The organism is Lacibacterium aquatile (genome assembly GCF_042683105.1).
In the GTDB taxonomy this organism is placed as follows: Bacteria; Pseudomonadota; Alphaproteobacteria; order Elsterales; family Elsteraceae; genus Lacibacterium; species Lacibacterium aquatile.
In genome coordinates this window covers 94,832-119,356 of sequence record NZ_JBHUIP010000006.1, presented here as the reverse complement: position 1 = coordinate 119,356, position 24,525 = coordinate 94,832, and the positions used below count along the sequence as shown (strand labels likewise).

Annotated in this window: 19 protein-coding genes and 1 tRNA gene; 8 read left to right on the top strand and 12 right to left on the bottom strand. The window is 59.5% G+C overall.

The genetic code is table 11. The features are described from left to right. Positions 1 to 129: 129 nt before the first annotated feature. A complete protein-coding gene (gene gudD, locus ACFSM5_RS08530) occupies positions 130 to 1,503 on the top strand; it encodes a glucarate dehydratase (protein WP_379875900.1) in 1,374 nt (457 codons plus the stop codon). A gap of 97 nt (positions 1,504 to 1,600) precedes the next feature. Here the strand turns inward: gudD and ACFSM5_RS08525 are convergent, their stop codons facing one another. Together ACFSM5_RS08525 and ACFSM5_RS08520 are read right to left on the bottom strand one after the other, a co-directional pair. Further along, positions 1,601 to 5,437, bottom strand: coding sequence for a FecR domain-containing protein (locus ACFSM5_RS08525; protein ID WP_379875899.1), 3,837 nt, complete (start codon positions 5,435 to 5,437; stop codon positions 1,601 to 1,603). Between the two features lie 349 nt (positions 5,438 to 5,786). After that, positions 5,787 to 6,188 (bottom strand): hypothetical protein, encoded by a 402-nt coding sequence (locus tag ACFSM5_RS08520; protein ID WP_379875898.1) that lies wholly within the window; start codon positions 6,186 to 6,188, stop codon positions 5,787 to 5,789. A gap of 42 nt (positions 6,189 to 6,230) precedes the next feature. On the opposite strand from ACFSM5_RS08520, the gene ACFSM5_RS08515 reads away from it, so the two are divergent. The 5 genes from ACFSM5_RS08515 (at position 6,231) to ACFSM5_RS08495 (ending at position 11,095) form a co-directional block, all read left to right on the top strand. Then, a complete protein-coding gene (locus ACFSM5_RS08515; protein ID WP_379875897.1) occupies positions 6,231 to 6,965 on the top strand; it encodes a response regulator in 735 nt (244 codons plus the stop codon). After that, positions 6,962 to 8,326, top strand: a complete 1,365-nt coding sequence (locus ACFSM5_RS08510; RefSeq protein WP_379875896.1) for an ATP-binding protein — start codon at positions 6,962 to 6,964, stop codon at positions 8,324 to 8,326. The genes ACFSM5_RS08515 and ACFSM5_RS08510 overlap by 4 nt, the downstream gene beginning before the upstream one ends. A 106-nt stretch (positions 8,327 to 8,432) precedes the next feature. Then, a complete protein-coding gene (locus ACFSM5_RS08505; protein WP_379875895.1) occupies positions 8,433 to 9,209 on the top strand; it encodes a MipA/OmpV family protein in 777 nt (258 codons plus the stop codon). A 29-nt stretch (positions 9,210 to 9,238) separates the two neighbouring features. Next, positions 9,239 to 9,859: a DUF2306 domain-containing protein gene (locus ACFSM5_RS08500; protein WP_379875894.1), complete on the top strand. Its 621-nt coding sequence runs from the start codon at positions 9,239 to 9,241 to the stop codon at positions 9,857 to 9,859. Positions 9,860 to 9,964: 105 nt separating this feature from the next. After that, complete coding sequence (locus ACFSM5_RS08495) at positions 9,965 to 11,095, top strand: class II histone deacetylase (RefSeq protein WP_379875893.1); 1,131 nt, start codon at positions 9,965 to 9,967, stop codon at positions 11,093 to 11,095. 17 nt (positions 11,096 to 11,112) lie between these two features. On the opposite strand, the gene ACFSM5_RS08490 is transcribed toward ACFSM5_RS08495, so the two are convergent. Beyond that, a complete protein-coding gene (locus ACFSM5_RS08490) occupies positions 11,113 to 11,424 on the bottom strand; it encodes a DUF1272 domain-containing protein (protein ID WP_379875892.1) in 312 nt (103 codons plus the stop codon). An 84-nt stretch (positions 11,425 to 11,508) separates the two neighbouring features. Here ACFSM5_RS08490 and ACFSM5_RS08485 point away from each other — a divergent pair, with 84 nt between their 5' ends. Beyond that, positions 11,509 to 12,489 (top strand): GlxA family transcriptional regulator, encoded by a 981-nt coding sequence (locus ACFSM5_RS08485; RefSeq protein ID WP_379875891.1) that lies wholly within the window; start codon positions 11,509 to 11,511, stop codon positions 12,487 to 12,489. A 46-nt stretch (positions 12,490 to 12,535) separates the two neighbouring features. After that, positions 12,536 to 12,611 (top strand) — tRNA-Glu (locus tag ACFSM5_RS08480). A 171-nt stretch (positions 12,612 to 12,782) separates the two neighbouring features. Here ACFSM5_RS08480 and ACFSM5_RS08475 read toward each other — a convergent pair. The 9 genes from ACFSM5_RS08475 to ACFSM5_RS22215 form a co-directional block, all read right to left on the bottom strand. Beyond that, entirely contained in the window at positions 12,783 to 13,946 is a 1,164-nt protein-coding gene (locus ACFSM5_RS08475; protein ID WP_379875890.1) for an EAL domain-containing response regulator, read from the bottom strand. 21 nt (positions 13,947 to 13,967) lie between these two features. Further along, on the bottom strand, positions 13,968 to 15,155 hold the full coding sequence (locus ACFSM5_RS08470; protein WP_379875889.1) for a response regulator: 1,188 nt from the start codon (positions 15,153 to 15,155) through the stop codon (positions 13,968 to 13,970). A gap of 16 nt (positions 15,156 to 15,171) precedes the next feature. Beyond that, positions 15,172 to 16,383, bottom strand: a complete 1,212-nt coding sequence (locus ACFSM5_RS08465) for an HDOD domain-containing protein (RefSeq protein ID WP_379875888.1) — start codon at positions 16,381 to 16,383, stop codon at positions 15,172 to 15,174. Beyond that, positions 16,380 to 17,768 (bottom strand): sensor histidine kinase, encoded by a 1,389-nt coding sequence (locus tag ACFSM5_RS08460; RefSeq protein WP_379875887.1) that lies wholly within the window; start codon positions 17,766 to 17,768, stop codon positions 16,380 to 16,382. The genes ACFSM5_RS08465 and ACFSM5_RS08460 overlap by 4 nt, the downstream gene beginning before the upstream one ends. Positions 17,769 to 17,771: 3 nt before the next feature. Next, positions 17,772 to 18,923 (bottom strand): FIST signal transduction protein, encoded by a 1,152-nt coding sequence (locus tag ACFSM5_RS08455; protein WP_379875886.1) that lies wholly within the window; start codon positions 18,921 to 18,923, stop codon positions 17,772 to 17,774. A gap of 120 nt (positions 18,924 to 19,043) precedes the next feature. Further along, a complete protein-coding gene (locus ACFSM5_RS08450; protein ID WP_379875885.1) occupies positions 19,044 to 20,501 on the bottom strand; it encodes a sensor histidine kinase in 1,458 nt (485 codons plus the stop codon). A 16-nt stretch (positions 20,502 to 20,517) separates the two neighbouring features. Further along, positions 20,518 to 21,039, bottom strand: coding sequence for a putative pterin-binding protein (locus ACFSM5_RS08445; protein WP_379875884.1), 522 nt, complete (start codon positions 21,037 to 21,039; stop codon positions 20,518 to 20,520). Positions 21,040 to 21,136: 97 nt separating this feature from the next. Next, positions 21,137 to 22,135 (bottom strand): DNA-binding response regulator, encoded by a 999-nt coding sequence (locus ACFSM5_RS08440; protein ID WP_379875883.1) that lies wholly within the window; start codon positions 22,133 to 22,135, stop codon positions 21,137 to 21,139. Positions 22,136 to 22,749: 614 nt separating this feature from the next. Further along, a complete protein-coding gene (locus ACFSM5_RS22215) occupies positions 22,750 to 24,429 on the bottom strand; it encodes a methyl-accepting chemotaxis protein (protein ID WP_379875882.1) in 1,680 nt (559 codons plus the stop codon). Positions 24,430 to 24,525: the final 96 nt, after the last annotated feature.

The following is a 24,525-nucleotide window of genomic DNA, read 5'->3' as shown; positions in this document are numbered from 1 at the left end:
CTAATATTGACAAATATAATCCGGTCGATAGGATTTTGATCCGCTTGTCGATCTCAGCGCATCGACACGACGGATGCGGGCGCGAAGGCACTCGTAGAAACAGATCAATCAAATGATGTTGGGGAAGAAATGCTCGATAGGTCGATCGAAACCCGAAATGCAGATGCCAGCCGCTTTCACGGTGCCCCGACCATCAAATCTGTCCGGGCCATCCCAGTCGCTGGACGCGACAGCATGCTTCTCAATCTGAGCGGAGCACATTCGCCGTTTTTCACCCGCAACCTTGTGGTGATCACCGATACGGCGGGCAACATCGGTGTCGGTGAAGTTCCCGGCGGCGAAGCCATTCGGAAGACGCTCGAAGAATCGGCTCCGCTACTCGTTGACAAGTCCATCGGCAGCTACAACGCGTTGCTGGACTCGGTCCGCAATACATTCAGGGATCGCGATGCAGGTGGGCGTGGCCTTCAGACCTTTGATCTTCGCACGACCATACATGTTGTCACTGCCCTTGAGTCGGCGCTGCTCGACCTCCTGGGTCAGCATCTCGGCGTTCCGGTGGCAGCGCTTCTGGGCGACGGCCAGAAGCGTGACCGCGTCCAGATGCTAGGCTACCTCTTCTACGTCGGCAACAGCGCAAAGACCGACCTTCCCTATCGCAAGGAGGAAGGCGCCAACGATGATTGGACTCGGTTGCGAGACAGGGAAGCGCTCACCCCTGAAACAATCGTGCGCCTCGCAGAGGCAGCCCAGGAACGCTATGGCTTCCAGGACTTCAAACTGAAAGGCGGCGTGCTTGCCGGCGAAGAGGAAATCGACGCGATCACCGCCCTGGCTCAGCGTTTCCCTGATGCCCGCATCACCGTTGATCCGAATGGCGCCTGGTCACTTGATGAGGCCGTTCGCCTTTGCAAAGGCCTCAAAAACATCCTTGCCTATGCCGAGGATCCCTGTGGCGCAGAGAAGGGCTTTTCCGGACGCGAAGTCATGGCCGAATTCCGACGTGCGACGGGTCTGCCGACGGCAACGAACATGATTGCGACCGACTGGCGCCAGATGGCCCATGCGATCCAACTGCAGTCAGTCGATATACCGCTTGCGGACCCTCATTTCTGGACGATGCAGGGATCGGTAAGAGTGGCGCAGCTGTGCGAGGCTTTCGGCATGACGTGGGGCTCGCATTCGAACAATCATTTCGATGTGTCGCTTGCCATGTTCACCCATGTTGGAGCAGCCGCCCCCGGCCGTGTCACCGCCCTCGACACCCATTGGATCTGGCAGGACGGCCAGCGGCTGACGCACGAGCCTTTCAAGATCGTTGACGGCTATATCAATGTTCCAGAAAAGCCCGGCCTTGGTGTCGAGTTAGACATGGATCGGGTCGAAGAAGCCCATCAGCTCTATCTGAAGCACGGACTGGGCGCCCGCGACGATGCGGTCGCGATGCAGTATCTCGTGAAGGATTGGCGCTTTGATAACAAGCGTCCTTGCCTGGTGCGGTAAGCCGGAAGCCCCGCCTACAGAGTGCGGGCCCAACTTCTACTGAAGGTTGGGCCCGCATCCTCATTTTTGAGATGTTCTGACGTCGGCGTCCGACGCCTTAGGAATAATCGGTGAACTGGATATCGTCCTTGGTCACCGCGTTGGTGCCGAAGTCGACCACCAGATAGCTGTAGCCGCCGCCATTGCCGTTATAGTCGGCATAGAGCTGCTTGGTGTTTGTCGTCGTATTGGTGAACAACACAAGTGCTCCGCTACCATCGGCCATCAGCGCATCGTTCCACGCTGTCCCCGATAGTTCGATCACCGTGCCATAACCAGGGAAATCCAGTTCGCTAACTTCGATCTGCATGGTTGCGGCATTGAAGGCACCAGGGGCGAAGACGTCCGTCCCTTCCATCGGCTCGAAGTAGCGGAAGGTTACGTTGGCCGTGGTCGAGCCTTCAAAGCTGTCGGCGCCGTTGCCGCCGCTGATCATGATGCTACCGCCGCTGGTAGCGTCGGAGAAGTTGATCGTGTCATTCCCCTCGCCGCCAAAGATCGTGCCGGTGCCTTGGACGTAGATCTTGTCGTTGCCGTCGTTGCCCGAGACCAGATCGTTGCCGCTGCCGGTATAGATCGTGTCGTTGCCAAGACCTGCCCGGACCGAATCATTGCCCTCACCGGCGTAAATCAACCCCGGAGCACTGGACAGGCTCGAGACATTGATCGTGTCGTTCCCTGTACCGCCTGTGACAGTGAAGGCGGTCACACCCGACGAAATGGCCAAATAGTCGTCGCCATCCCCGAGATCGATGTTCGGAGCACCCGCGCTGCTGGCGGTCACCGTATCGTTGCCATCCCCGGCATAGACCACGGCGCTGCTTCTGAGCGAGATGGTGTCGTTGCCTGACCCACCTTCGATCAGAACCGCATGGCTACCGCCAGTGATGCTGTCATTACCATCGCCGCCATAGATCGAGACATTGCCGACCATGCCGGAACTCCCTGCGATCAGCGTATCATTGCCAGCGCCGCCATCGAGACGTCCACCGCCGAGCGCCAGAACCAGAGAGTCATCGCCAAGACCGCCATAGAGCGAATCGATACCGCCGCCGCCGGAGACAATGTCATTGCCATTCCCAGCGTAGATCGTGTCGTTGCCCATGCCACCGATTATCATGTCATTGCCGGCAAAGCCTCCGGCGACGCTGATGTTACCCGCATTGCCCAAAGCATTGATCGAAACACCGGCCGAGATGTCGGTCAAGTCGCTGATCGACGATTTGACGCCGCCCATCCCGGCCGAAGCGCCTTCCTGATAGAAATCAACCAGACCGTCATGGCCATAACCCTGGATGGTCAGGGTCGCGCCCGAGGCAACCACGCCATTCTGGATCAAGACAGAGGCGGAGCCGACGTTATCGACATTGACATAAACCTCCAGCCGGTCGATGCCAGTGGAACTGGAACCGAGACCGAAGCTGCTGATCGCCTGATCGTTCATGACGACCCGGACCACGTCGGCGCTGCCCGCTTCAGTGCCGAGGTGCGTGCCGGTCAAGGTCATGCCGCCATCGACGATCAATGTATCATTGCCGCTGCCGCCCGAGATGACGGCATTGGCGGCATTGGCCCCCAAAAGCAGCACATCGTCACCAGCGCCACCGGTGATCGTTGCGCCACCCGTGCCCACGCCGCTAAGGATCAAGGTGTCGTTGCCCGATCCGGCGGTGAGCTTCAGCTGTTCGACGTCGTAATTGTGGGCATCGATGATGCTGCCCTCGCCGCCAGTGGTGCCATCGACATGCAGATAGCCGAGGTCACCCTTGACCGCGATCCGCAGATCACCCGTCTTGCCGTCGCCATTCTGATCGGCGGACGCGAAATTCGTGCCGGTGAAATCGAAGGCGAAATCGGCAGCACCGCTGCCTTTGGGCCCGATTTCAAGAACATCGATGCCGGTGACGTCGAAGCCCGGGCCGATATAGCCCTCGTAACCATTGCCATTCTGAAGCGCCAGCGTATCGACGCCAGCGCCGCCGTGGATGGCGTTATTCGACAGCGGCGAACCCTCGCCGCTCTCCCAGGACACTTCGATGCGGTCATTCCCGGCACCGCCGCTCACAACGGCATTACCGCTATCTTCGCTAAGATAAATGACGTCGTCACCGGCGCCGCCATTCAGGATGTCCGACCCACCATTTCCATAGATGGTGTCATTACCTGTGCCGCCCTGAATGGTGTCATGACCAGTGCTGCCGCTGATGACGTCGTTACCGGCGCCGCCATTCAAGCTGTCGCCCTCACTCTCGCCTTCGTTCCAGCCGTCATCAGCCCGGATGGTATCGTTGCCAGCGCCAGCGATGATCGTGTCGGAGAAATAGGAGCCTACGATCTCATTGCTGCCGCCAAGGGCGGCGGCATTGATATTGATGCCCTCATGGTCGCCCCAGGCATTGATCTCCACATGGGCGACCTTGCTTCCGATCAGATTGATCTGACCCAGTTTGCTCGCGCCGGCGATGCTATCCGACAGATACAGCGTCCCGGTATCGAGCGCCGAGATATCGACGTAGAGCTTCTCGATATTGGAAATATGAGCATCAAGCCTACCAGTAGGCCCAGCTTCATTCCCCCCGCTCAGATCGACATCGGCCAGAAGCTTAATCGTCGCAATATCGTAACCAGCGCCGCCATCAATGCTCAGCGACTTGCTCGGCGTCGGGATAGCCGAGGCTTTACTGTCATAGACATAGGCGGGCTGAACGGCCTGGATGATGTCATCACCCGCACCGCCGTAAAGGCTGTCGTAGCCGCTGATAGCCAGAATGGTGTCATTGCCACCATTGCCATAGATCAGGTCGTCACCCGATGTACCGATCAGCAATTCAGCAAGATCCGAGCCCACAAGATGGGATCCGGTTAGGGTCGGCGTCGCCGGTGGTACGGTTTCATTAGGCGGTTCAGGCTCAGGCTCAGGCTGAGGTTCAGGCTCGGGCTTGACGACGACCGGCGTAATAGTGGGCGAAAATTGAGGTGTCTTATTCTCGACCGGCGCCAGATGCGAGGTCGGAATCGGAGCAACATAAAAAGGGGTAACGCTGGGCAGACCACCCTGCTGATCCAGAAGTTCGGACAGCTTGGTTTCAAAATCCGTCAGAACGATCTTAGTAGAACCGTCGACCGCAGTTCCTTGCTGGGCCTGGGTTTGAGCATCGTCTGCCCGGACGGTGACATCTCGAACGGCGGCTTCACGATCCAGAGACTGAGCTTCGGCGACCTGCTGAATAGCTTGGATAATCTGATCGCCCACAATCCCGTCAATGAAGGCCAGAACCTGAGCCAACACGTCGTTCAGCGCTGGCGGCAGACTATTGAGCGGCTGGGGCGAGGTCGGCGCCGTATCATAGGACGATATCTGGAGGCCAGTGTTCGTCTCGGTGATGAATTGAGTGCCAGCAGCGTTTGAAACCACGACGGCAGCCGGACGTCCGACAGGATCGGGCAGCAGCGAAAGAATAAGGCCATTTTCGGCGTCGACAGCGCCGCCGACCTTGGTGCCGCGGATGCCGATGGTGCCGACCGGCGTACGGATAGTCATGGCGTCGGTCGAGGACGGCGCAATTTCACCCGTCACCAGGACGAAGGCGCCCTTCAGCATGGATAGCCCAAGATTACCGGCTTTGGTCTGCGGATTGTAGACCAGCTCGTCCATGCGCATCTGGCCACTTTCGCCCAGCGCAAACGTGGTGCTGTCGACAAAGACAATGCCTACCCTGCCGCCTTTAGCGGTTTCGACAACATCGCCCTGATAGACGGCCGCCCCCTTATCGGCGGGCACGACCGAACCGTCGACACGGGTGATGGTCCCAGAACCGGACAGCGTATCGATACGGCCAATTGCCTGCGCGCTGGAAGCCTGCGCAAGCAAACTCAACCCATTTCCACCGTCCATCTGGAAGCTCCCTCAACCTAGTGACCCTTGATCTGGGACAATCCTACCTAAGCGTCAATCTGTCGAGCCAAAAAGAAACGGAGGTTTATGTCAAATGCCAACTAAGGGCTTTCAAGGGAAACCATGACATTACGGGAACTTATCCGAACACAACCAATCTTAATTCGGCCGCACTCATCAACTGAATACCTGCGGTAGAAATCTGGATACCATCGAAGTCTTACACGAGAATTTCTTTATCTTCTTCTCCGGAGGACACCCAAAGCGCTTTACGTCATATCATCATATTCGTGACCACATTGCCGCGAACACAAATAGGGCTGGAGGATTTCCCCCAGCCCTATTTGTATTAATGACCCTTATTAAATCGATCCTTCGCATCCGTTGCGGCTTTCTGAACGGCCGCAACGGCAGTTTTGGCATATCTCACGGCTTCTGGCGCCGGATTGATCGCCTTCAAAGCATCGGCGGTGCTTGCGCCAGCAGGCAAGGCATCAATCGTTCCCTTTGCCGAACGATAAAGACATAACCCTGCGATTCCCACCACAGCACCCGCGCAAAAAGCAAGTAATTGACTGCCGTTTTCGTTCTGTGAGCGCATTTTTTCCTCCTTTGCAGGCGAATGTTGCATCTCGAAAAGAACGTCGTGAACAGCAGCCAGTTCCACGAAAAGCCTCAAGCCTCGGCAGAGATGAGATTCAATCCTCTCGCCACCGCAACATTTCGTAACACTTGCGTCTTTTTCGGGCATGCTACAGTCCGGTTCGCCGGCCAACGAACCGAGAAAATCAGCATGACCACCATCAGAGGCCAGCTTCCCACCAGCGGGCGGATATTGATTGTCGAAGACGATGCCGAAGTCGCCCGACTTCTAGCGGAAACCCTCGGAGAAAACGGCTTCCAGACCGACCATGCCGGCGACGGTGTCGAGATGGACTTTCTGCTGCGGCGAGGCACCTACGACGTCATCGTGTTGGACGTTATGCTACCGGGCGAATCCGGCATCTCTATCTGCCGCCGGATACGCTCCGAACAGGCGATCCCTATCTTGATGCTGACGGCACTGGGCGAGGAAGTGGACAGGGTGATCGGCCTGGAGATAGGCGCGGATGATTATGTCACCAAGCCGTTCGGTTCCCGCGAAATCGTCGCCCGCATCCGCAGCCTGCTGCGGCGCGCGGGCTATAGCTTCACTCCAAGCGATCGCCAGCGGATTTTGAAATTCGATGGCTGGCGGGTCGATTCCAAACGTCGCCAGGTCCACGACCCGAACAATGCCCGGATCTCGCTGACATCGACCGAATTCGATCTGCTCTATGCCTTCTGCTTAAATCCCGGCCGCATCATCAGTCGGGATGAGTTGCTGGCCATGACCCATTCCGGCCTTGCCGGTCCGGTCGAGCGCAGCATCGACGTTCAGATCAGCCGTCTGCGCCAGAAGATCGAGAAAGACCCCAAGACACCGGAGATCATCAGAACCGTGCGGCTGGGCGGTTATACCTTCGCCGCCAGCGTGGAGGAGGCATGAGCTGGTTTTGGGCTCGCGTGATGCCACGCTCGATCCGCGGACAGATCTTTCTGCTGACCATAATTGCGGTCCTGTTCGTGATCACGGTCGGTAAAGGGATCGAGAATCTCGTCCGCACCCAGTTGCCCGCCCCCGTCAACCCCGACCTCGTCCTGATGCGGACGGAGACCGTCGCGCGTCTGCTGCTGGCCGCTGGGCCTGCCGGAGAAGAAGGCATCCTGAAGAATGCAGCCGCAGCTGGACTGGAGTTTGTCATCCTCCCCAAGGCAGAAGCGGATCGGCTGACCCTGCCCGACGATCTACGCAGCTGGCTTGGCACTCTGATCTACCACGCCTTCCCCCCCGACTACGAACTGCCCGTAAGCCGCCGTTACGTCCGGTTTAACGGTAGGTTGGCAGTCCTATCCGAGCTCGATCCCTCACGCGATCTTCTGTTTCTGTCGATCCCGAACTCAATCCTGACCACCGATATGACCAGCGCCCTCACCTATCAGGTTCTGGCGGTTTTGACCCTGCTGACGCTGTTCTCGACCTTCTCCTATTTCGTGATCACCGCGCCGCTCAGACGTATCGCCGATGCAGTCGGGAATACCGATGAGTATCTCGCCCGCGCCCGGCCGCTCGAAGAATGCGGCAGCCGGGAAATCGTCGAGCTCGCCCGCGCCCTGAACGAGTTGCGCGACCGGATCAACCATCTGCTGCAAACCCGGACGCGCCTGCTGCAAAGCATCAGCCACGACCTGCGCACCCCGCTGACTCGGATGCGGCTGAGGGTGGAGCGTATCGCGGAGGATCAACTGAGGCAGCAGATCCTGCTGGATCTCGGTCATGTCGATACGATGATTTCAGCCACGCTGGATTATTTCCGCACCAACGGCCAATCCGAAGCGATGGAGCAGGTGGATATCGCCAGCATGCTGCAGACGCTATCTGCCGATTTCTGCGATGCCGGGCATGACGTCACCTACGACGGGCCAGGGCGATTGGTCATCACCTGCCAGCCCAACAGCATGTTCCGCGCCCTCACGAATCTCTGCGACAATGCCGTCAGATTTGCCGATTCCGGATTACTCCGATTGACGCAACACGGTCGCGAGGCGGTGGTCGAGGTCATCGATACCGGCCCCGGCATACCCGCACATCTGCGGCACCATGTGCTGGAGCCCTTTTTCAAGATCGACCATGCCAGGACGCTCGATGCCGACCGCTCCGGCTATGGCCTCGGCCTGTCGATTGTCCATGAAATCGTCCGCCATCACGCAGGCGTGCTGACATTGCACGATACGGAACCCCACGGGCTGACCGTCCGGGTCAATCTGCCGATATCGCAGGGCGAAACAGCCATTTCGGCTGAAATATAATGTAACATTTCGACATCTTGGCGGCCTGCTCGACAGCAGAAGATAAGCCCGCCTCGTCGTTAAAGCTCGTGTGGGGTCACACGACCGACGCTGGTGTGGAGTTACCATGCCCGTCCTGAACCGTAACCGCCTGCCGGTCGCCTATATCTTCCTGCTCTCGCTGTCTGTCTCCCTGCCCGCTCTGGCCGCCGATCCCACGGCAAGCAACTGGACAGTCACGCTGGGCGGCGGCGTGATGATTTCCCCCGAATATGAAGGTGGCAAGGAATTCGGCCCGACGCCCCTGCCCTATCTCGCTGTCACTTACAAAGACTGGTTTTCGGTCAACTCCCAGGAATTGTCCGTGCGGGTTCTCAATCAGAACGGCTTCCGCTTTGAACTGCTCGGCGGATATGAACTCGGCAGGTCAGAAGACGATGCCGATCACCTCGACGGGCTGGGAGATGTGGATTTCGGCGGCAAGCTCGGCGGTCGTCTCAGTTATGAATTCGGCAAGATGGCCGTTTTCGCCCAACTCGATAAGTCCATCGGCGGCAGCGATGGCCTGACCGGCAAGATGGGCATCACCTACGAACAGATGTTCGGCAATAAGTGGATCCTGGGCGCCTCTGCCTCGACCACCTTTGCCGACAATAAGCATATGGACGCCTATTTCAGCGTCACGCCCCGGCAATCGGCGCGCTCGGGGCTGCAGCGCTACGAGGCCGACGCCGGTCTGAAGAGCGCGCAGATCAGCGCATCGGCAACCTATCTCTTCAATCAGCATTGGTTCCTGCGCGGCGAGGCTGAGCTCGGCATTCTCCTGCTCGATGCGGCCGACAGCCCCATCGTCGAACGTAATCTGCAGCCATCTGTGTCATTGTTGCTCGGCTATCGTTTCTGAGCCCATGGCTTCAACCCACGAGGTGTCCCATGTCGTCAGTCAATAGTGCCGCCAGCCGGGTGCTCTGGTGGATATCCCTGGTGCTCTCAGTCGGGATCGCGATCTTTTCCATGCGCTACGTGCTATGGATCGGCCCGATACCGGATGCCATCTTTGACAATGCTTTCCGGCAGCCGTTTCTGGCCATCCATGCCGGAGCGGCAGCGGTCGCGTTGCTCGTCGCGCCCTTCCAGCTGCTATCCCGGATGCGGCAGCAGCACCCGACCTGGCATCGGATAACGGGTCGCGTCTATGTCGCCGGCTGCCTTATCGGCGGGGCTACCGGCTTCATCCTGGCGCTGGGCGCCTCCACCGGCCTGCCATCCACCCTGGGCTTCGGCCTGCTGGCCATCGCCTGGATTTATACGACCACCCAAGGTTGGATGTCTGCCGTCCGCCGCGATATCGTCAGCCATCGGGCCTGGATGATCCGCTCCTTCGCCCTCACCTGCGCCGCCATCACCTTGCGGGTCTATCTGCCGATCGTCGAACTGCTGTTCCTGCCCTTCGTCGAGAGCTATCAGGCGATCGCCTTCCTCTGCTGGATGCCCAATCTTCTGGTGGCGGAAGCCTATCTGCGTCAGCGGGCGAGAGCTGCCCCGGCGATGTGAGCGATGTCGTGAAGCCACCTCCCGCCAAGAGGCGGCTTTCTTATTTAACGAGTGATTTCGCTTTGATACTGCTTAGATCCTCAGTCTCAGCAAAGGATCGGCAGAATGACCGCAAATCAGCTCCAGACCGGCTTCTGGTGGGACGAGAAATGCTTCTGGCATTCGGGGGGCAATTACGCCTTCATCATGCCGGTCGGTGACCTTGTCCAACCGCTGGCAGCCGGGGGCCTGCCGGAAAATCCCGAAACCAAACGGCGTCTGAAGAACCTGCTGCATGTCACGGGCCTGATGGACGAACTTGCCGCTTCATCGGCCCCGGCCGCCTCCTGGGAGGAATTGAGGCGCGTCCACCCGGCCTCTTATCTCGAGGAATTCAAACGGCTGTCCGACGGCAAGGGCGGTGAAATCGGCGAAAGAACCCCCTTCGGACCGGGTGGCTTCGACATCGCCTCTCTCTCCGCCGGTCTTGCCGTCGGCGCATTGCGCAGCGTTCTGACGGGTCAGCAGAAAAACGCCTACGCCCTGTCGCGCCCACCCGGCCATCATTGCCTGGCCGACAAACCGATGGGCTATTGCCTGCTCGCCAATATCGCCATCGCGGTCGAGGCTGCTTTTGCGGAAAAGCGGGTCGGCCGTGTCGCCGTCATCGACTGGGATGTCCATCACGGCAATGGGACTGAAGCGATCTTCTATGAACGATCAGACGTACTGACCATCTCCCTGCACCAGGAAAACAACTATCCGCGGGATTCAGGAAAACTCGATCATCGCGGTTCCGGTAAGGGCGAGGGCTACAATATCAATATCCCCCTGGTACCGGGAACGGGCCATTTCGGATATCTGCATGCCTTCGAGCGGATCGTCCTGCCCGCGCTGCGGGCTTATAAACCGGATGTCATTATGGTTGCCTGCGGCTTCGATGCATCCGGCGTCGATCCTCTGTCCCGCACCCTGGCCTCCACAAAGACTTTTACCGAGATGACCCGCATGACGATGCAGGCCGCCGATGAACTATGCGACGGCAGGCTCGTGCTGGTCCATGAAGGCGGATATTCGGAGGCCCACGTCCCCTTCTGCGGCCATGCGGTGATTGCGACACTTGCCAACTCTGCCATCAAGGCCGCTGATCCGCTGGAAGTCCGCCTCGATTTCCAGCAGCCCAATCCCGATTTTCTCGCCTATCAGATCGGTCTGATCGACCGCATGGCAGAAGGTTTTGGCTCCCATCGCTTCTAGGTTTGTGCGCGCGGCCCCTATCTCTTATTCGGCGGGATATGCCTGAGCTTTGCCGAGAAGTCGGCAATCTCGGTGGCCGTGAAGCTTGCCTTCACCCGCTCTGTCGATGCTGGCCGCTTGGCGAGCGACAATCCGTTGCGCCATTCCTGCGCAGGTCGGATGGGGCGCGGCGCGAAGCCACCTCCGCAATTCGGACAGACATTGAACAGCTTGGTCTCGACGCAGTCCGAACAGAAAGTGCACTCGTAGGTACAGATCCGCGCCTGATCGGAATCGGGGGGAAGATCAACGTCGCAATATTCGCAGTTGGGTCTGAGTTGTAAGGCCATCACCTGTCTCCTTCCGGCTGGACACAAGGGATAACAGCTTCTAGCTTGGCGAGATTGCCTCATACCCCACGAATTACGCCAAACATGACCCGACTCATCGAGATTCTAGCTATTCCGGGTTTTCAGCTGCTCGACCTGACGGGGCCGCTGCAGGTCTTTGCGTCGGCCAATGAGCTTGCAAAACAAGAGACGTCGGATCCCTATCGGATTGGAACTGTCTCACGCTCTGGCGGCCCGGTTGTCAGCTCTTCGGGCCTCACGGTGATGACCTCTCCCCTATCCGACCCTGCCTCGCCATTGCACACGCTGATCGTACCGGGCGGGCAAGGGATCGAGGCTGCGATGGCGGATGCCTTACTGATCGAATGGATCGCGGCACGATCCGCCTCGGCGCAACGGGTCGTCTCCATCTGTACGGGCGCTTTCATCGTGGCAGCCTCCGGCCGCTTCGACGGTCGGCGTGTGGCCACCCATTGGGAGCGCTGCGACGATCTGGCCCGTCGCTTCCCTGCCCTGACGGTGGAGCCGCACCCGATCTTTATCGAAGATGGTTCTTGCTGGAGTTCAGCGGGGGTGACCGCCGGGATCGACCTGTGCCTCGCCCTGGTAGAACGCGACCTCGGCCGCGATCTGGCGCTGGCGATTGCCCGCGATCTCGTCGTTTACCTGAAGCGCCCTGGCGGGCAATCCCAATATAGCGCGATGCTGTCCCTGCAGCGGTCCTCTCGCTTTGTCGATCTGCACGATTGGATGCTGAAGACTCTGGCGGGAGATCTGAGCCTCGGTGCCCTTGCGCAGAAAGCGGGGATGAGCGAGCGCAGCTTTAGCCGCCGATATCTTGAGGAGACCGGCATCACCCCCGCCCGCGCTGTGGAACGCCTGCGGATCGAAGCGGCACGAACCCTGCTGGCCGACACCCCCCTGCCTGTCAAAACCGTGGCGAAACAGTGCGGCTTCCAGAATGAAGAGACGCTGCGCCGCAGCTTCACCCGGCTTCTGGCGACCTCGCCGCAGGACTATCGCAGGAATTGGCAGGCGGATGAACAGCACGCAATCGAGGCTTGACGGCCACACCGACGACGACCTATAAGCCCGCCACACGCCTTGCGATGTCCCCATCGTCTAGAGGCCTAGGACACCGCCCTCTCACGGCGGTAACAGGGGTTCGAATCCCCTTGGGGACGCCAGCCGCCATATAGGCAATTGATTGCCCTGAGAGATCCGGAAACCAAGGTTTTATGAACACGGGCGATGGCTTCGTTAGTGCGCTTCCTGTAATGGCGCCGAGAAGGCCGAACAGGCGTCGCGATATTAATGCTGCGCCAAATTCACCGCACCGCCTAACAATCCGACGATCCTTACCCGTTCCGATTGATGTGCTGCAGCAGGTTTTCGAGGGTCATCGGCTTGCCGAAGTACCAGCCCTGCCCCTTGGCGCAATTCTTTTCCTTCAGGAAGGATAGAGCATGCTCATGCTCGATGCCTTCGGCGCAGACTGACAGTCCCAGAGTCTGAGCCATGTCGATGACCGCGCTGGCAATGGTGGAGGCGTCGTGGTCGTGGCCGAGATCACGCACAAAGGACTGATCGATCTTCAATTCGCTGAAGGGCATGCGGTGCAGCGCGACCAACGATGAATATCCGGTCCCGAAATCATCGAGCGACAGGGCGACCCCTCTGATGCGTAAACGCGTCAGCGTCTCGGCGATGGCGAGATTATTGGTGCAGGCAAGGCTTTCGGTCACCTCGATCTTGATCGTCTGGCTGGGCAGGTCGGCGGCCGTGAGGCGTTGGAAAAGCTGCTGGACGAAGGTGTTGTCGGTCAGGACCGAGGAGGAGGCATTCACAGCGATGGAGATGTCCGCTCCGCGCTGGCGCAGCAACTGGGCCGCCGCGATGGACTGTTCCAGCATCGTCTGGGTGATGATCGGCATCAACCCACCTTCCTCCGCGATATCGATGAAGCGGGCGGGCGACCAGAGCGAACCATCCTCCTGCCGCCAGCGCACCAGAGCCTCCGCTCCCTGCACCCGGCCGGTCGCGATCTCGATCTGAGGCTGGAACAGCGCCACCATCTCGCCGCGCAAGGCACCATCGGCGATCTGTTCGACCGAGGGCGGACGCTTGGCGTCAAGCTTCTGGGCGACGATGCGGCTCACTTCACTGATATCAAACGGCTTCTGGAATACGGCGACGATATGGACCTTCATGTCGGCGGCCAGTCTCCGAACGGCCTGGAGCGTGCGGGCGGGAGCCTCACTTGCCAGGATCACCTCGCCCTCGAATTTGCCGCGATGCAGAACGTTGAGGATATCAACCGCATCGGCTGTTCCGAGATAGAGATCCATCACGATGACCGAGGGCTGGGGAGACTGCTTCAAGGCCGATTGAACGGCATCGATATCACCGAGGATTCTGGCGTCCGCTCCCCGGCGTTTCATCGCACCGCGCAGGAGATCTGCCTGCTGCAGGTCATGGTCGAGGATGAGGACGTCGGCGGCCTCGTGGGGGGGCTTCTTCATGATGAGATCCTGATTGAAACGTTACGAGGCAAGATGCGTGGGATGCTGGCGGTAAACCCGGATGGGGAAACCCAGCGGCCGAATGGCGTTGAGGGCCGTGAAGCGGGCGATATTGACCTCGGTCACATTTTCCCCCGCGGCCAGGGCGAGCCCCCCATCAAGGAACAGCAGGCCGTCCTCCAGCCGGTCACCCCGCTGTAGCTGGCTCGGGCGTTCGACCATGATCAGGGCCTGGGGATCGACCTCCCCCGCTGCCGCGACCATTCGTTCACGCAGCACGAGATCGACAACCATCATCAGATCGCTGTCGTAATGCGCCTTCCTGGCATAGAGATCGGACAGATGGGAGGCGAGCAGCGCGCGGTGACCGGCGCGATCCATGAGATCGTTACAGATCTTCAGAAGACGCGATTCGATAGGAATACGATCGCCGCCACCAATATCGTCATGGGGCCAGCCGCCGCCATCATACTGCTTGGCCTGATAACGCACGATCTTGGATACCTGCTCCAGGCGGGGAATGCGTTCGAGCAATTTCGCTCCAACCTCGGGTACGTGCTCAGCCAACGCGCGGTCGTCCCGGTTCGCCCTGTCACCCAAAGCAACGACACGGGCTGCAACTTCTGTCGGGACTGTCACCCAGCCGATGGGTGCAAGCATGGCAGCGAGATCCATGACCCAGCTGCAGATGCCAAGCTGCTCGGCCGCTTCCATTGCCAGTTCCCGCACCACCATCGCCCGGCTGAAGATCAGCGGATGGATCGTGGAGAGAACGTCCACCATGGTCCCCACAGCCCCGGTCAGCGTCTGTTCCAGCAGTTGGCGCTCGGCCGTCTGAAGCTGATGCTGCCGAAGAGCGCGATGCAGGGCTTCCTTCAGGTGATCCGGCTGGCAGGGCTTGTTCAGAAAGCTAAAGATATGCCCGTGATTGATTGCATTGACGGCGGTTCCCTGGTCGGTATTGCCCGTCAGCATCATGCGCACCGTATCCGGGGCCTTGCCCTTCACGCGATCCAGCAGAGCAAGCCCATCCATATTGGGCATTCGCATGTCGGTTACCAGCACTGCATAGGGTCCCTTCGCTTCGATCAGGGCCAATGCTTCATCACCACCATTAGCGGTATCGAATTCGAATTGGCCGCGCAGATGGCGGCCAATACCGGCAAGAAGGGCGGGCTCGTCATCGACGAAGAGGATGCGCTGCGCCATTGAGATATTCCTTTCGTCAAACCGGCTGAGGAGACCGCGCCTGTTCGATGGCGGCCTGCAGGCGGGTGTCCCGTTCGAGGGAATGAAGCGTGTTGCCAAAGGGAGAGAGGGCATCGCCGAAGATCTCGGTCAGCTTGCTTTCGGGTTCGGAGGCCATCCGCTCGGCCATTGCGACGACCGAAACGGGACTGACCTCGATATCAGCCGCGATCGCCGGCTCGTGATGATGCAGAACGGCCTCAATGACCCATTGCGACAGTCCCCACGAGGCGAGGACATAGGCTCCAACCTCGGCGTGGGAAGCCCCCAGGCGTTCACGCTCGTAGCTGCTGAGCCAGCGATCATTCCGGACGACCGGCAAAGGCAGATCGCGATAGAGGTCGGGAAAATTCTCCATCAGGATCAACTGACCGACGTCATGTAGCAGGCCAGCGACGGTGGTTTCCTCGACCATCAGCGTATCGAAGCCCAGACGAACGGCCAGCAGGCGGGCGATATTCGCAACCCGACCCGAATGGGCGACGATTGCCTCGGCCTTGAACTCGCCCACTGTCGGGTGCCGCATCGCGCCGATCATCCCGCACTTCAGGGCCATGTAGCGCACCGCATTGGTCCCGAGATAGGCAATGGCCTGACCCGCCGAGGTGAAGCTCTGCATGGATCCCGAAAAGGCTGAATTCGCCACCGCCAGCAGCCGGGCGACCAGGATCGGCTGGCGTTCCACGATGGCCTCGATCTCGCGGTCGTTTGTCTCGCCGCGGTTCAGGGCCTCGGTCAGTTGCTGATAGATCTTAGGTAGCACCGGCACTGTCGTCAGCCCACCCACCACCGACCGCAGGCTTTCGTTCTTGAGGTGGGCACGGACTGCCAGGGCGCGCTCCAGACGATTTTCCAGCGTCTTGCCATCGCAAGGTTTCGACAGCAATTGGTGGCTGCGGACCAGAGCCTTAGTGGTGGAAACGTCGTCGCTGAAACCGGAGAGGATGAAGCGCAGGGTCTGGGGATAGAGCCGCATGACCTCGCCCAGCAGTTCGGCCCCGTCCATACTAGGCATCCGCATGTCGCTGACGATCATGTCGAAAGGGGTTTCCGCCATTATTGCGAGGGCCGCGGCACCCGAGGGCGCAAACTGCATGTCCCAATCGTTGCGCTTGGCAAAAAGCAGCCGGCGCAGGCCATTCAGGACATTCGCCTCGTCATCGACAAAGAGAATGCGGGGTTTGGTCATTGCAGGCCCTCCGGACGCGGCGCGTGCTGCTTGGGCAACCGGATGACAAAGCGCGTCCCTTCACCGGGATTGCTTTCCAGCCGGATCGATCCCTGGTGGCGTTGGGTCACGATGGAATGGACGATGGACAGTCCCTGGCCGGTGCCCTTGCCGGGCGGCTTGGTCGTGAAGAAGAGATCGAAGATCTTGCCCTGGATCTCCTCGGGGATCCCTGTACCATTATCCGAGATCGACAGTTCAACAGCCCCGTCTGCCTCTGCCGTCGCGATTAGGATCCGGCCCATCGCGGTTCCACGATAGCGCTCCTCGATGGCATCAGCGGCATTGACAACGAGATTCAGCACGATCTGGCTGAGTTGATCCGGGTAGCCTTGGATCGGCTCAAGCCCCTGGGTCAGATCGAGTTCGATCTGCGCCGCATATTTCCAATGATTGCGGCAGAGCGCGATGGTGTTCTCGATCAGGTGATTGATGTCCACCGCCGCCGGATCAGCTCCGCCCGGATGGCTGAATTCCTTCACCGCCGAGACGATGCGCGACACCTGTCCGATCCCCTGCAGCGACTGTTCGATGGCGCGCGGCGCTTCATCCAGCAGGAAATCGAGATCGATCTCCTGGGCAAGACGGTCGACCCGCAACAGGGTTTCCTTGTCGCAAGGAGCCGCCGGGCCACGATATTCAGCGACCAGCTTTGCCATGTCCTCGAACACCGATTTGATAAAGAAGAGATTGTCGGACACGAACTGGCAGGGCGTGTTGATCTCGTGGGCTATGCCCCCGGCAAGGGTACCGAGCGACTCCAGCCGCTGCGCTTGACGCAATTCCCCTTCCAGCCGTTCGCGCTCTTCGGTCAGATGCTGCACCCCGATGGCCTGACGCAGGACCGGGATAAAGCGCTGAAACAGCATGGTGTCTTCAGGCGTGAAATGCGTTTCGGGCTGTCCGACGGCAACCAGAACCAGCGCCTTGTCGGCCATGATGGTCCGCGCCAGCACGGACGGCAGCCGATCTACCGGCAGATCCAGCTTCATCGCCTCGTCGAGGGCTGCGATCTGGATGAGGTTATGGGTCTGAGTTCCCCGCAGAATGCCAATCCCGGCCGTCCCCAGCAGACGCGAGAGGCTGGTCGCGAGGCCGGAGGCACCAGGCACCTCGGCCACCGCCGAACGCGGCCCGCGCGTCAGATCCAGCACCAGGACTGTCGCTGCGCCAAGAGCGTCGCGGAGTGCGGTAATCGCCGCCTCGACGATCCGCCGGTGATCCGTTTCCGCGGTCACTGCGGCGAGGGCCGCCAGCAACACATCGCCTTCCCGGCGGCGGCGGGCTTCAATCGAGCGCAGGGAATGCATCTCAACCAGGGAATAATTCTGCGGGGCCAGCATCATGGCTCACCTGCCGAAGACGAGAGCGGAAACCATGCGGCTGCCGTGATGATTCTGGCGGTCGAAGAAACGCCCTTGCTCGCCGGCGGCGAACCAGCCGAAGAAGGGAGCCTGCCCCAGCATCTCGCGCAGGGAGGAGCCGATCTCGAAGGCGGAAGATCCGAGTCGCACCCGGCAACCTTCGTCGTAGATCACCAACGCTCCCTGGAGGGCGTCGGCATCGAGTTCCAGCATCTGGGCAGCGAAATCGCATGTCTGCGCGGGACGGAGGATCATCGCGTCATCTTCGCTCTGCATCAGGCAGACCTCGTTGCCGGACGCGACCGCAGACGACAGCATGACATCGCCATTCTCGGCGAGCGAGGGCGTGACGAGGCAGAAAACTTCCGTCTCCATCACCCGCTTCAGGGGGATACCGAAGGTCGGCAATGGCTCCGTCGCAGCGTAGGCCGCCCATTCCGTATAGACCTCGCGCGCCGCGCGGCCATCGATCTCGATGAGGTGACGACCATCGGCCCGTGTTACCACGCCACGGGGACCGGCGGGCGAGAAGCCGGAATGGAAGGCGCAGGCGACGGGCACAGACGGAAACATCACCGTCACCACCACTCCATCCGCCAGCACACTCTCGGTCGAGATCAGTGCCGCGCCGCTATAATCGGAGGGCAGGCAACTGCCGCCGACGATGGGAACCGACTGCCCGACCACGCTTTCGATGCCGCGGATGATGTCCTCTTCACCACCGCCCGATGCGCTCATCAGAACCATCGACGGCATTTCGCCCAGCCGGTTGGCCTTGAGGAGTGCTGCGCTCACCGCGCGCACGCCGGCCTGGAAAGAATTGCCGTCGAGCGCGCTCTCACCAACGCCCCAGTCACCCGCATCGTCACGGATACCGATCAAGGCAACTCGGGTCTCGGTATCGTCGAGATCGACGTTGCCCATAAAGCTGTGGGTGGAAACGAGACCATGCAGGCGACCGGCCGGCAGTAGCCTGGACGCGGTCCGCGCCAGTTCGGCCGGATCGTAATAGCCTGACCAATGCAACATCACCCAATCGGGCTGGCTGCCGAGATCCTCCACCAGGGACCACCAGGCCTGGCAGACCGCATCATACCCATCGGGGGCCGTGCTGCTCGCTGTCGAGAATTTCCACATTTAGGATCGCTCCAAGAACCAGTTGATGGCTCGAAACTATCCCTCACCCCTCTCTCGCCCCATCCCCATTTGGGAGGTAAAAACCCTTAAAATACAGTCCTGTAAGAGATCACAGGGCGATCAGAAAGCAGCTTGCACGGTCGGTAGGACGATGCGGAAGCAGGACCCAGACGCGACAGTTTCATCGAGGGTGATGCTACCGCCAAAACCGGTAGCGATGATGCGCTTGCACAGTGCCAATCCCTGACCGGTTCCGACCCCGACCGGCTTGGTCGTGAAAAAGGGATCGAAGACACGGGCGCGGATATCGCTTGGGATGCCCGGACCATCGTCGTGGATTCGGATCTCAACCGAATGAGCATCTGCGCGAGCGGTAAGATCGATGCGGCCCACATCCCGTCGGCCACTTTCCTGGAATGCCTGGACGGAGTTGACGATCAGGTTGATGAGGACCTGGTTGAGTTCGTTCGGCTGTCCCATGACCTTGGGCAGATCCGAGTCCAGGATCACTTCGACCTTCGCCATCGTCTTGGTCTGACTCTGGGTCAGAATGAGGGCGGTCTGGATCTCCTCGGCAATATCGATTTCCGTCGGCTGGCCGATCGCAGGATGCGCAAAGCGCTTCACGGCCGCCACAATTTCGGCGATCCGAGTAACCCCAGTCCGCGCATCCTTCAGAGCATTGGGAATTTCATGAGCATGAAACTCCCATTCCTCGCGCTGCTCGTCGGTCAGGATGCCGGTCGGCACCGTGGCGAGCGTCTTGTCCATCGTATCGACGGCCTGGGCCAGGAAATCGAGATTGGAGGAGATGAACTGAACGGGGGTGTTGATCTCGTGGGCCACACCGCCGGCCAAGGACCCAAGTGCCTCTAGCTTGGCCCGTTCCGCCGTTTCGGTCAGGAAGCGTTGTTCCTGTTCCTGTTCGCGCGCCCGGAACTCGCTGCGGTAAGCCTTGAGACTCTGACGGAACGCGAAGACCAGCGCACCACCGATGATGAGAAGATTGATCAGGAAGAGAATTTCAAGCCAGTTCAGCAGGGTCTCGACCTCGGTGGCACGCGCAGCATTTCGTTCCGTGGTCTGATGCAGGGCGGCAACGGAAATTTCCTGAAGGCTCGGCTCATAGGGCGCAAATCGGTCGGCAATAATCTGCCCCAGCGTCCGGGAATCCACGGTCGCAGAATTGGCAACTGCATCGACCGCGTCGATATCCGTCTCGACCTTCGCCAGAAGCGTTTTCAGCGCCGGGATCTGACGGAGTTCAGCAAACCCCCTTCCATCGCGGATCAGATTGAGGCGGCTGATGAAGAGATCAAAGGTCGCTTCTATATCTTCGACGGGAACAGGGGAGCCCGATGCTGCCTGATCAGCGAGGCGGAGCGTGGAGAGAACCTCTTTTTGGGTCTGGAAAACCGCCCATTGGAAATTCTCGCGAAACTCGAGCGCCTGCTGCTCCAACTCCTGTCGGAACCAATAGGAAAACAGCAGATAGGCCGTAAACGCCGCGACCGCTGCCAGGGTAATCAGGCAGCGGCCAACTGGCGTGCGGACGTGCTGGACCAGCGACATCGGCATGATGATCTACTCATCCCTATTGCAGGGTCATCGACTTCACTTGCCAAACCGACTTCGACCAATAGTCGTCGTTGCGATATTTGGCATCGGTATCGAAGGGGAAAATGATCCAGAACGGCCCCTTGTCGCGGACCGACAGCGGCTTACCGTCAACGGCGTAAGCAAGGATTGCCCCGGCACCGACCAATTGGGCTACCGTCATATTCGCAGAATAGTCGTTGAGTGCCGTCACACTGATCGAACCGCCCTTCGGGCCGACGGCAGACAGCAGCTTGGTCAGAGGAATACCTTCGAAGGTGACCTCGCCATTGGTCCAGGGAGTGCTGGTCCGAATCTCCTCCTTGCCCAGAGCCTTCAACTGTTCGAGGTCGAAAAGAGCCTGTTTGCCGTCTGTGGTGTTGCTGATCGCCCCACCGACGGTGAGTACCACCTTGCCCACCGGTTGCTGCATCGAAGCATCGGCCTTTGCCTGGTTACCGACACCCGCGAAAAGAAGGTATACCGCCATGGCGGCCGCCTGAAGGAACTGATTGACCATGTGCGGCCTCCTGGCTTGCACGTTGAAGCTGCATCACTCCTATGCCAATCGCTGCCCCCACCATATCCCCATCTGGGGAGGGGCGAACTGGGAGTTTCTACACTGCTGTTGAGGCAAGAACCGCGGTCGAGGTCAGGATAACCTTCACCAGTTCGGGCTGACGGGTAACCCCCATTTTGGCGAAGATCGTCTTGAGGTAGGTGCGGGCCGAACTTTCCTTGAGACCGATCTCCTCGGCGGCCTCGGTGAGGCTCATGCCGATGGCGAGCAGGCCGGCAAGCTGCGCCTCCTTCTCGCTGAGACCGAAGAGACCGCGCAGCCGGTTCGCATCGACGCAAGGCCGCCGGGATTTTGCGACGGCAATGAGCGTCAAGGATCGAGGCGCACCGGAAGACGGGGCCGGATTGCGCGTCAGGGTCAGCAGCAGCTTGTCGTCAGGATCGTCGGTTTCAAGGGACAGGCTTTCTTCGGTACCCGTACGGGCTACACCGGCCAGCGCTAATTGAAATCGCCGCCGCTCGCCTGTCACAGCCGGAGTGACGCTGCCGGTGGTGGACATGACGAGACCGACGTTGCTCTGAAGCATCCGCGCCGCCTCGCGATTCATCCAGCGCACCTGGCCTTCATGAGTGATATCGAATACGGCATGGGGGCCGGTTCCGCTGCCGGCATCGAGATTGAGAATGCTCGCCTGCTCGCGATGGCGACGCGTCTCCTGGATTGCCGCTTCAAGCCCCGATACGAGGTCCGACAAAGGACAAGGCTTGGTGTAGAGGCGGAAGATCCCGCCTTCGTTCACCGCCCCCAGAGCAACGTCGAGGTCGATATGGCCCGTTAGCATCAAGACGGCGAGATCAGGATCGGCGGCCCGCGCCTTCTGGCAAAGTTCCAGACCGTTCATTCCCGGCATGCGGTAATCGACCAGCATCGCATCGAACCGTTCCGTCTCGATAAGACGTTCGGCCTGGAGCGGATCGTTCAAGAATTCGATCGACCAGAGATTACGATAGCCATAAAGCTGCCGACTGAGGGCCTCATGGATCAAAGGCTCATCATCAACGAATAGAAGTCTTGCAAGAGTTGGTCGGGCAATCATCGGCGCACCCAATGGTATCGGCGGTACGCGGATAAATCACACCTCACGAAGACTTCCTCTACTGTCAGAAACAGCAGCGAAATCCATCAAATGAGAGGCATTTTCAAACCAATCAAATCCACACCAACGAATATCTAAGTTATTAATTCGATAAGAAGACAAACAACCATTTGTTATAAAAAGAAAAATATTTTCTCATTTCGGATGGATCCACGTGAGCACGCCAAAAATCCATCCCGCCGATAGCGACTACCTGTCGCAGTCTTTCCCCGCTTAGCTGGCAATCTTCCCATTCCACGCACCTTCCCGCACCGAGGATCAAGCCGCGTGATAGTCACACTTTGCGGGCGAGGTCCCAACGCCGGTGAAGCATCGCCGGTTCTGCCCCTCTTGAGATCTGTTGCAGCTGACGCAATGAAGCAGCCGCTGCCCAAGAGCCTGAACGGCGGGATCTGGCGACGCACAGAGATCATAAACATACAGTTCGGTTTCCAGCCGCTGCTGAGAGCGTAGCAGTTCTCTGCTCGACAGTTTGTTACACATGATGAAGCTCGCAGGATTATTATGAGATCGCCGGGATCGCAAAGCAGATCCCGGCGGACCGGATGGTCGCATCAGGCTGCGCGAATATTTTCCAAGAATGCAGCCACTTCTTGCCGAAGCTGCGTTCCCTGTGCAGCCAAGTTACTCGCCGCCGTCAGCACCTGATGGGATGCCCCTTGGGTGTCATTCGCCGCCACGCGCACTTCACTGATACTGTCGGACACCTGCTGGGTCCCCTGAGCCGCATGCTGGACGTTGCGAGCGATCTCACCCGTTGCCGCGCCCTGTTCTTCGACCGCGGCGGCAACCGCAGCCGTGATCTGGTTCATCTTAGTGATCGTACCGCCAATAGCCTCGATGGCCGTGACCACCTGCGACGTCTCGCCCTGCACCGCCTGCACTTGGGTGGCAATCTCTTCTGTGGCTTTAGCAGTTTGGCTCGCCAAAGCCTTGACCTCCGAGGCGACAACGGCAAAGCCCTTACCTGCATCGCCGGCGCGGGCAGCTTCGATGGTCGCGTTCAGCGCCAGGAGATTGGTCTGGCTGGCAATATCGTTGATCATGCGCACCACGTCGCCAATTCTGGCAGCGGCTTCGGCTAGGGCGCGCACCTGACTAGCCGTGCGATCGGCCTCGGACGTGGCCCTCTCGGCAATACCGGCGCTCTCCTGCACCTGACGGCTGATTTCCTGGATCGAGCTGGCAAGTTCTTCCGACGCCGCCGCCACCGTCTGTACCGAAGCCGAGGCTTCGCCACTTGCCTGCGCCACGTTCAACGCCTGGCTGCGGGTCACATCGGCAGTCCGGGTCATCGAACTTGCGGTATCTTGCAGTTCCTCGGCGGAGGTCCAGAGTACGTCGAGCGACCCAGCGACGGACATATCGAAGGAAGTGATATAGGCCTCAACCTTCTTCTGGCGCTCTTCCTTGCGGGCTTGCTCGGCCTTCTGCTCAGCCTCCAGCCGTACCGCATCGGCCAGACCATCACGGAAGACAAGAACAGCCTGAGCCATCTCACCCACTTCATCGCGGCGGTCGGTGCCAGGGACTTCGATATCGAGGCGGCCAGAGGCCATATCCTTCATCCCGGCGGTCAGACGACGTACGGGACCGGCGATGTAGCGCCTGCAGATTGCGAAGCTTGCCAATACACCAATCAGGATGCCCCCGGAGCACAGGCCAACCATCATCAGTTCCCGCTCATCATCGAATTTCTCGAGGATGATGTCGTTCTCATCGACCAGCGCATTGTTGCGAACAACCACGTCTGTCAGCATCCGATTCAGGGTTTCGCGGCTGAATCGGTTTGCGTCATTGTTGCCAACCTTGTTTGCTTCATCAATGAGCCCGGCGCGGCCAAAACGAACCAGATCCTGCCGCAAAGTGACGAATTGTCGCCCCAAATTACGCAATTTTTCGAAATCTTCGCGCTCCGACGGCACAACCAGCGGCTTCCATTTCGCGAATTTCGCATCGATATCGGCCAACTGGCGCTCGATCCCGTCAGCAAAGCGCGAAGCTTCTTCGATAGTCTTGGCGGCGTAGAGTCCACGGCTTTCCATCACGACGCCGTTGACGAGGCCGTTGATCCGCTCGGCGATCAGAGCCTGATCATAGCGCTGGTTCGCCCGTTCAACCAGAACGCCATAGTCTCGCAGCGATACAATCCCTAACCAAACCAGTCCCATCATGATTGTGGACATCAGGCCGATCACGATCAGCAGTTTCGTCAGCAAACGCAGATTTGCCATTTCTCGATCCTCATGGATGCCGACGCATCCACCCTGGACGCGACCGGTCTTGAGGTCCGTGTTAGAGACAACGGCCTTTGCTGAAGATCCCCAAAT

Bases quoted from the DNA above. Each gene is read 5' to 3' on its own strand.
- gudD (WP_379875900.1), top strand. From the start codon at position 130: ATGCTCGATAGGTCGATCGAAACCCGAAATGCAGATGCCAGCCGCTTT.
- ACFSM5_RS08525 (WP_379875899.1), bottom strand. From the start codon at position 5,437: ATGGACGGTGGAAATGGGTTGAGTTTGCTTGCGCAGGCTTCCAGCGCG.
- ACFSM5_RS08520 (WP_379875898.1), bottom strand. From the start codon at position 6,188: ATGCCCGAAAAAGACGCAAGTGTTACGAAATGTTGCGGTGGCGAGAGG.
- ACFSM5_RS08515 (WP_379875897.1), top strand. From the start codon at position 6,231: ATGACCACCATCAGAGGCCAGCTTCCCACCAGCGGGCGGATATTGATT.
- ACFSM5_RS08510 (WP_379875896.1), top strand. From the start codon at position 6,962: ATGAGCTGGTTTTGGGCTCGCGTGATGCCACGCTCGATCCGCGGACAG.
- ACFSM5_RS08505 (WP_379875895.1), top strand. From the start codon at position 8,433: ATGCCCGTCCTGAACCGTAACCGCCTGCCGGTCGCCTATATCTTCCTG.
- ACFSM5_RS08500 (WP_379875894.1), top strand. From the start codon at position 9,239: ATGTCGTCAGTCAATAGTGCCGCCAGCCGGGTGCTCTGGTGGATATCC.
- ACFSM5_RS08495 (WP_379875893.1), top strand. From the start codon at position 9,965: ATGACCGCAAATCAGCTCCAGACCGGCTTCTGGTGGGACGAGAAATGC.
- ACFSM5_RS08490 (WP_379875892.1), bottom strand. From the start codon at position 11,424: ATGGCCTTACAACTCAGACCCAACTGCGAATATTGCGACGTTGATCTT.
- ACFSM5_RS08485 (WP_379875891.1), top strand. From the start codon at position 11,509: ATGACCCGACTCATCGAGATTCTAGCTATTCCGGGTTTTCAGCTGCTC.
- ACFSM5_RS08475 (WP_379875890.1), bottom strand. From the start codon at position 13,946: ATGAAGAAGCCCCCCCACGAGGCCGCCGACGTCCTCATCCTCGACCAT.
- ACFSM5_RS08470 (WP_379875889.1), bottom strand. From the start codon at position 15,155: ATGGCGCAGCGCATCCTCTTCGTCGATGACGAGCCCGCCCTTCTTGCC.
- ACFSM5_RS08465 (WP_379875888.1), bottom strand. From the start codon at position 16,383: ATGACCAAACCCCGCATTCTCTTTGTCGATGACGAGGCGAATGTCCTG.
- ACFSM5_RS08460 (WP_379875887.1), bottom strand. From the start codon at position 17,768: ATGATGCTGGCCCCGCAGAATTATTCCCTGGTTGAGATGCATTCCCTG.
- ACFSM5_RS08455 (WP_379875886.1), bottom strand. From the start codon at position 18,923: ATGTGGAAATTCTCGACAGCGAGCAGCACGGCCCCCGATGGGTATGAT.
- ACFSM5_RS08450 (WP_379875885.1), bottom strand. From the start codon at position 20,501: ATGCCGATGTCGCTGGTCCAGCACGTCCGCACGCCAGTTGGCCGCTGC.
- ACFSM5_RS08445 (WP_379875884.1), bottom strand. From the start codon at position 21,039: ATGGTCAATCAGTTCCTTCAGGCGGCCGCCATGGCGGTATACCTTCTT.
- ACFSM5_RS08440 (WP_379875883.1), bottom strand. From the start codon at position 22,135: ATGATTGCCCGACCAACTCTTGCAAGACTTCTATTCGTTGATGATGAG.
- ACFSM5_RS22215 (WP_379875882.1), bottom strand. From the start codon at position 24,429: ATGGCAAATCTGCGTTTGCTGACGAAACTGCTGATCGTGATCGGCCTG.